The sequence below is a fragment of the Stenotrophomonas sp. STEN038 genome (assembly GCF_056759895.1).
Genome location: NZ_JBRRDW010000094.1, coordinates 1 through 7327, shown reverse-complemented (window position 1 = coordinate 7327; position 7327 = coordinate 1). Strand labels below are relative to the sequence as shown.

Annotated in this window: 6 protein-coding genes; 3 read left to right on the top strand and 3 right to left on the bottom strand. The window is 62.0% G+C overall.

Annotation, left to right across the window (positions count from 1 at the left end; translation table 11 throughout):
• Positions 1-227 precede the first annotated feature (227 nt).
• The gene (locus tag ACVOLS_RS21000) at positions 228-629 is read left to right on the top strand and encodes a GFA family protein (RefSeq protein WP_481547236.1); all 402 of its coding nucleotides are present in this window, start codon (positions 228-230) and stop codon (positions 627-629) included.
• A 21-nt stretch (positions 630-650) separates the two neighbouring features.
• Here the strand turns inward: ACVOLS_RS21000 and ACVOLS_RS20995 are convergent, their stop codons facing one another.
• Positions 651-1931: an NAD(P)/FAD-dependent oxidoreductase gene (locus ACVOLS_RS20995; RefSeq protein ID WP_481547235.1), complete on the bottom strand. Its 1281-nt coding sequence runs from the start codon at positions 1929-1931 to the stop codon at positions 651-653.
• A 114-nt stretch (positions 1932-2045) separates the two neighbouring features.
• On the opposite strand from ACVOLS_RS20995, the gene ACVOLS_RS20990 reads away from it, so the two are divergent.
• Together ACVOLS_RS20990 and ACVOLS_RS20985 are read left to right on the top strand one after the other, a co-directional pair.
• Positions 2046-2861: an NYN domain-containing protein gene (locus ACVOLS_RS20990; protein ID WP_481547237.1), complete on the top strand. Its 816-nt coding sequence runs from the start codon at positions 2046-2048 to the stop codon at positions 2859-2861.
• Positions 2862-2879: 18 nt separating this feature from the next.
• Positions 2880-3500 carry a glutathione S-transferase family protein gene (locus tag ACVOLS_RS20985; protein ID WP_481547234.1) on the top strand — a complete coding sequence of 207 codons (621 nt, stop codon included), beginning with the start codon at positions 2880-2882 and terminating at the stop codon, positions 3498-3500.
• On the opposite strand, the gene ACVOLS_RS20980 is transcribed toward ACVOLS_RS20985, so the two are convergent.
• Both ACVOLS_RS20980 and ACVOLS_RS20975 read right to left on the bottom strand, forming a co-directional pair.
• Positions 3492-3797, bottom strand: coding sequence for a hypothetical protein (locus ACVOLS_RS20980; protein WP_481547233.1), 306 nt, complete (start codon positions 3795-3797; stop codon positions 3492-3494). The two genes, ACVOLS_RS20985 and ACVOLS_RS20980, sit on opposite strands and share 9 nt — an antisense overlap.
• A gap of 33 nt (positions 3798-3830) precedes the next feature.
• Entirely contained in the window at positions 3831-6965 is a 3135-nt protein-coding gene (locus ACVOLS_RS20975) for a TonB-dependent receptor (protein WP_481547232.1), read from the bottom strand.
• Positions 6966-7327 lie beyond the last annotated feature (362 nt).

The window sequence follows — 7327 nt, the reverse complement described above, 5'->3', positions numbered from 1 at the left end:
GCCGGCGGGCGGCGTGGGGCGCCGCCCCGGCGTCGGCCCGCGGCGCGCGCGCGCGCGGCGCGTGCCCGCCCCGCCCCCGCCCCCCCCCCCCGCCCCCCCCCCCGCACTACAGGGTGCGTTGGTAAAGCCTCTGCCGAGCATGGCTCGGCACTACAGGACGATTCTCGTCGCCGGCAAGGGAGCTTTCCCGTGTAGATTCGGCATTCCTCTTGCAGACGGAGCTGGTGATGAAAGGGAACTGCCTGTGCGGTGCGGTCGAAGTGATCGCCAATGAGCATTCCGAAATCGGTCTATGCCATTGCAGCATGTGCCGGCGCTGGTCCGGTGGGCCGCTGTTCGCGGTGCATTGCGATGACCAGGTGCAGGTCATCGGCAGCGCGTTGAAGACCTATCGATCCTCCGACTGGGCCGAGCGCGGCTTCTGCTCACAGTGCGGCACGCACCTGTATTACCGCTTGGTGCCAGATGGCGAATACTTCGTGCCGGCCGGTTTGTTCCAGGAACAATCGTTCGAACTGGCCAGCCAGATCTTCATCGACGAAAAGCCGTCGTACTACGAACTGGCCAACCAGACACCGAAACTCACCGGGCGCGAAGTATTCGAGCAGTTCGCCAACGGCAACAGCTGATTGCCGCTGGCGCGGCTGCGGTCAGCCCGCAGGTTCCTTGCCATCGTCCTCGTCGGCATCGCCGAGGATGATGCGCGCGCTGCGCTGGTAGCTCCAATACGCCACCGCCCAGTTGAGCAGCACCACCAAGCGGTTGCGGAAGCCGATCAGGAAGAACACGTGCGCGGCCAGCCAGAACCACCAGGCCAGCAAACCGGACAGCTGCAGCTTGCCGACATGCACGATCGCCGCCATGCGGCCGATGGTGGCCAGGTTGCCCTGGTCGTTGTAGCGGAATGGCGGTGGCGCTGGCTTGCCATCAAGACGCGCGCGGATCACCTGCGCCACGTACTTGCCCATCTGCTTGGCGGCAGGCGCCACGCCCGGTACCGGGCGGCCATTGGCCTGCATCAGTGCGACCAGATCGCCACCGGCGAAGATCTCCGGGTGGCCGGGAACCGTGAGGTCCGGTTCCACCTGTACGCGGCCGGCGCGGTCCAGCGGCACGTCCAGCGTGCGTGCCAGTGGTGAGGCGGCCACACCGGCTGCCCACACCACGGTGCGCGCGGGCACGTGGGTGTCACCAAGCTGGAAGCCCTGTCCGTCGATATGGCTGACGGCAGTGCCGGTCAGCACTTCCACGCCGAGCTTTTCCAGCTGGCGGCGGGCCTTCAGTGACAGCACTTCCGGGAAGGTGGACAGCACCCGTGGTCCGGCTTCAACCAGCCGCACCTTGGCGTCGGCCGGATTGATATGGCGGAACTCGTTCTTCAACGTGTGGCGCGCGATCTCGGCCAGCGTGCCAGCCAGCTCCACGCCGGTGGGGCCACCGCCGACGATGGCGAAACTCAGCCATGCGGCGCGCTTGGCCGGATCGGGTTCGGCTTCGGCGCGTTCGAAGGCCAGCAGCAGCTTGCGGCGTAGGTAAAGCGCGTCGTCCAGCGTCTTCAGGCCGGGCGCATCGGCGGCCCATTCGTCGTGGCCGAAATAGGCATGGGTGGCGCCGCTGGCAACCAGCAGCATGTCGTAGGCGATCAGGCTGCCATCGCCGAGCTGCACCTGCCTGGCATGCTTGTCGATGGAGACCACTTCACCCAACCGCACCTCGATATTGCGCTGCCTGCCGAGGATATGCCGCAACGGCGCAGCGATATCCGGTGAGGACAGGCCGGCGGTGGCCACCTGGTACAGCAGCGGCTGGAACAGATGGTGGTTGCGACGATCGACCAGGGTGATGCGCAAGGGCGCATCGGCCAGCGCTCGGCTGGTCCAGAGCCCGGCGAAACCTCCGCCGATGACGACAATGTGCGGGTGTTGCGGCATGACGTACTCCGGTGTGGCCGGTGAACCGGCCGTGGGGGCGGGTTGTCAGCGCACATCATCGCATTGATGTGCTTTGAAACAGCGATGACCGATACTGACGGTCAGCTTGCCGCCATGGAGTCACCCGTGTCTGAGCCTGAGAAGCGCATCGCGCTGTTGATCGATGCCGACAACGCACCGTCATCGAAGATCGACGAGATCCTTGTGGAAGTGGCCGCCTTCGGCGTGGCCAACGTACGTCGCGCCTATGGCGACTGGAAGAATCCGCGGTTGAAGGGCTGGGAAACCGTGCTGCATGAGTTCGCGATCCGGCCGATCCAGCAGTTCGCCTACTCCAAGGGCAAGAATGCCTCGGACATGGCGATGGTGGTGGACGCGATGGACCTGCTGTACGCGCGCAACCTGGATGGCTTCGCGATTGTTTCCAGCGACGCCGACTTCACCCCGCTGGTGATGCGCATCCTCACTGACGGTGTGAAGGTATATGGCTTCGGCGAGCAGAAGACGCCCTTGGCCTTCGTCAACGCCTGCTCGAAGTTCACCTATCTCGAAGCGCTGGGCAACGATGCGCCCGAAGTTGTCGAGCAGGTGCCCACCAGCAGCGCGCCGACCGCGGCGACTGCAACGGAAGTCGCGGAGCCTCCGGCAGCGCCGATCAAGCCGCGCAGCACCAATGAGCTGCGTGGTGACACGCGCCTGCTCAATCTATTGCGCGGCGCAGTGGATGCCGTGGCGGATGAGCAGGGATGGGCCTTGCTGAGCGCGGTGGGCAATCAGATCGCCAATCGCGCCTCGTTCGACTCGCGCAATTATGGTTATCGCAAGTTGAGTGAGTTGATTGATGCCACCGGCCTGTTCGAGGTCAAGCGCGCCGGCAAGGCATCGGCGGTACGCACGTTGCCACGCAAGGGAGCGCGCGATGAAAACTGAGTTGAAAGGAGTGGGTGAATGTTGAAGATCTGGGGCCGGCGCAATTCCAGCAATGTGCGCAAGGTGCTGTGGTGTGCCGAGGAAATCGGCCTGCCGTATGAGTCGATCGAAGTGGGCGGCGCGTTTGGCGGCACGCAGACGGCCGAGTACCGCGCGATGAATCCCAACGGGCTGGTACCGGTGATCGAAGATCATGGCCTGCCGGTATGGGAGTCCAACGCCATCGTGCGTTACCTGTCAGCGCGTTATGCCTTGGACGTGTTGTATCCGTCCGATCCGCTGGAGCGTGCGCGCAGTGAGCAATGGATGGATTGGACTACATCAAGTTTCGCGGTGGCATTTCGCGATTTGTTCTGGGGCGTTGTGCGGACTGCGCCGGCGGACCGCGATGAGGCGCGGATTGCGGCGGCGTTGTTGCGCTGTGGTGAGTTGTTGGCGCTGGTTGATGCGGCGTTGGAAAAGCAGCCTTGGTTGTCCGGTGAGCGTTTCGCGATGGGTGATATCCCGCTGGGGGCCTTCATCTACGCCTGGTTTGAAATGCCGATCCAGCGACCGGAGCTGCCGCATCTGGCAGCGTGGTATGCGCGGCTGCAGCAGCGGCCGGCGTACCGGAAAGGGGTTATGACGGCGTTAACGTGAGTTATAGGGATGCGGGATGGCCAGCCCTTCTTCCACATGCGGGATTGCTAGCCCCTCTCCCGCGTGCGGGAGAGGGGTTGGGGTGAGGGCAGCTTTTGACTCTTGCTTTGCGGTTTCTTTGATAGAAAATGCGCTGGAAAGAGCTGAAACAGCAAAAGCAAAAGCGAAAACAAAAACAAAAACAAAAACAAAAACCCTCCCATCCGCTCTTCGGGCACCTTCCCCCGCAGGCGGGAGAAGGAAAGCAGTCTCCGTCGAATTAAAAAAGCCGCGCTGTAACCAGCGCGGCTTTTCCAATACCTCCGTGCAGGCAGCACGATTAAACCAGCCTTAGAACTTCCAGGTCAGGCCCATGTACAGCTGGCGACCTGCATAGCTGTTGGAGTAGAGCCGAGCCTTGGTGTCATTGCCAAGGTGCGCGCGTTGCTCCGACTTGGTGGCATTCAGCACCGATGCGCTCAGGGTAAGGTCCTCGCGGATGTTGAAGGCGGCGTTGAGGTCGAGCTGGTCGTAGGGCTCGGAGTAGACAGTGAAACCGTTGACCTGGTCACCCACTACTTCACCGCGACGGTTGTACGAAGCACGTGCGAGGAAGCGGCTGTTCTCGTAGAACACGGTGACATTGGCCTGGTTCTTGGCGCTGCCAACCAGCGGTGAGGAACCGATCTTCTCGCCATTGATTTCCAGCGATGCAAGGTTGGTGTCGTTGTAGGTGTAGTTGGCTTGGACGCCAAGACCGAAGTCGAAGGTGTACTGGCCATACAGTTCAACACCCTGCGATACACCATCCTGGCCGTTGACGTCGGTTGCATAGTTCTGCACGGTCACCGTCTGTCCGCCGACATTCACCTGCATGTCACGCTGCACGCGCACGGTGAAATTCTTCACATCCTTGCGGAACAGACCAACGCCGGCAACCGCGCCGGGCTTGAAGTACCACTCCATGCTCAGGTCGTACTGGACCGCCTCGAACGGATCCAGGTTCTTGTTGCTGCCAGAGCCATACCAGCCCGGATTCACGGCGCCGCCAGCGACGACGCGGTCGGCGCTGTACTCGGCACTGTAGAAGCTCAAGCCGCCCGGATAGGCGATGCTGGTGTAACGGGGGCGGGAAATGACCTTGGATGCAGCACCGCGCAACACCAGGTTGTCGGTAATGTCCCATGCGATGTTGAAGCTGGGCAGGATGTCGGTGTAGCTCTTGTCCAGCGTCGCCATTTCATAGGTCTTTTCGCGGGCCATGCTGTCGGGCAGGCGCACGAAGCCGCTTTCGCAGCCATAACCGGTATTCGAGCCCAGCAGCGCAGCGGCGGCGGGATCGGTACAAGCCATCGGCGTGCCGTTGGCATTGTCAGCGAAGTAGTCGATGAAACGCTCGACCGAGTCGCTGGATTCGGCATGTTGTTTGGTATGTGCGACACGCACACCGATGTTGCCGCGCAGGCGCTCAGTACGGAAATTGGCCTGGAAGTAGCCCGAATAGACCTTTTCGCCTACGTTGTAGACGAAGTCGTCTTCACGACGGTTCTGCGCCGCACCGTATCGATTGTTGAGATAGTCAATGTAGCCGGGGTAGTTGATGCCCGGGAACACGTTCGCGTTGAAGCCACCGCCGATGTTGCTCAGCGGCTGCGACAGGAAGAAACCGGGTTGTGCAATGCCGGCGGTGGAGTCGCAACCGGCCTGATAACGCTTGCTGTAGTCACTGGGGTCCGCGCCCTGGCATACCCAGTAGGTATTGCCGGTATTGCGGTGCACCTTGGTATCGCTGTACTTGGCGCCAAACTGGATCGAATCCAGCATGCCTGCTTCAAACAGCTTGTTGAAGTCAGCCTGGAAGTGATTCTGCTTGATGCTGGTCTGCGTCCAGGACGAATCGGTGGAGCCGGTATCGATTTCTGCGATGCCGGACATCAACTTCTGCTGCAGATCCGGTGAGAACGTGGCCGTTGGCGTGCCAGAGATGTCCCAGGCGCTGTACAGGTTGCCGGCTTCCCAGGTGTCACCGACCTTGCGGCGCGGCTTGGCAGCGGTGCGGAAGCTCATCGACGGGCCACCTTCGGACCACGTACGGCCACCGGCGAACGATGCTTTCCACAGCGGGCTGATGTCCCAGTCGATTGTCAGGTCACCGGTCTGCGACAGTGCCTTTTCGCGGCTATAGGTACCGGTGATCTGCGGGGTAGGGATGGTGCAGTCGTCCGGGCCCCAGCCACCGCCAGGCAAGCCCGCAGCGGCAGCTTCGTCTTCACTGCAGATGTAAGTCTTGCCCGGCAGTTTTTCGTACTCGGCACCGGTGATGATGGTGCCGCTCGGATCAAGCGTGAACCCGTTGAGCAGACGGCCGGGCTCCCAGTTGCCGTCGCCGGCCACGCGCGCGAGGTTCCATTCCGGAATCTTCAGCATGTTTTGGGTGTAATTGCCTTCCAGCTCGAAGCGGAAGTAGTTCGCGGTCATGGTGACGTTGTCGACCGGCTTGAACTGCAGGGTCAATTGACCACCGCTGCGCTCGCGCTTTTCATCCTTGACGGCGAAGTTCACCGATGTTGGCATGGCGAAGCCGGAGTAGTGATTGCCGTTCTGGTCGTAGATGCCAGAGCGACCCCAGAACTGGGAAATACCAGTCAACGGGTTGCCATTGGTGTCAACGGGCGGGTTGCGGGTAGTGCCGGGTTCGTTCCAGACGTAGTCGTGGCTGATGTTGCCATTGGCGTCGAGGCGGTCGCTGTACCACTGCCAGTCTTCGGTTGTCGCCTCCATCGTGCGGCTGCGCCGATTCTGCTGGGTTGCGCCGACCAGCACGCCGAAGCGCTCGTCCTTGCTATGCCAGGAGTACATCGCAGAGGCCTGTGGATCGATACCACTGGTGGTGTCGGAAGTGGTGCCTTCGATGCTCGCAAAGCCCGAGTTCGACTCCATGTCCAGAGGGCGACGGGTGCGCAGGATCACCGTGCCGCCGATACCGCCTTCTTCGATGCGAGCTTCCGGGGTCTTGTACAGCTCGGCGGCCGACAGCATGTTGGACGGCAGCAAGGTGTAGTTGAACGAGCGCGAGGCTTCGTTGTTGGTTTCCGAACTGGCGACGTAGTTGCCGTTCAACTGGGTCAGGGTCAAGTCGGCAGCAAGGCCGCGCACGCTGACGTTCTTACCTTCGCCGCCGCTGCGGGTGATGATCACGCCGGGCACGCGTTGCAGTGCGTCGGCCACGTTCTTGTCGGGGAACTTGCCGACATCTTCTGCAGTGATCACCTCGACCACGGCATTGGCGTCGCGCTTCTGCTCAAGGCTCTTTTCGATGGCGTAGCGGTAACCGGTGACGTTGACGCTGTCGAGCGTGGTGGCATCGGGGCTGGTGCTGGCCTGTTGCGCGAGCGCTGCGCCGGGAACGGCTGCGACGGCGAACAAGGCGAAGGCAATGGCGGCGGACAATGTGTCGCGGCCGTGCTTGCGTGTGATCTGTTTCATTTCTCTCCCTCTCCTGGATTGAATCGCTAACTGTCACGTTGATTTGGACTTGTATCGATCTAAAAACGGGTGAAACCGGAGCCTTGTTGCGTTCGCTCAATGATTGGTTTGGCGCTCGAGCAGGGTTCCGTTGCCGGGGATCGTGGGGGTGTCGATTTGGATCGATCTAAACGATTGGCGCGCATTTTTTAGCACAGCCGGGGGTTGGACGCATGTTGCTTCGCAATATGGCCGGGCCGGGTGGGGTTGGCGGGGCGGGGTAGTGGGGGGGCCAGGGACAAAAGGGCGGGGGAGGGGACGACACAACCCCCCCCCACGCGAGGAAGGCAGCCCCCCAGCACAGAGACGAAGACCGGGGTGAG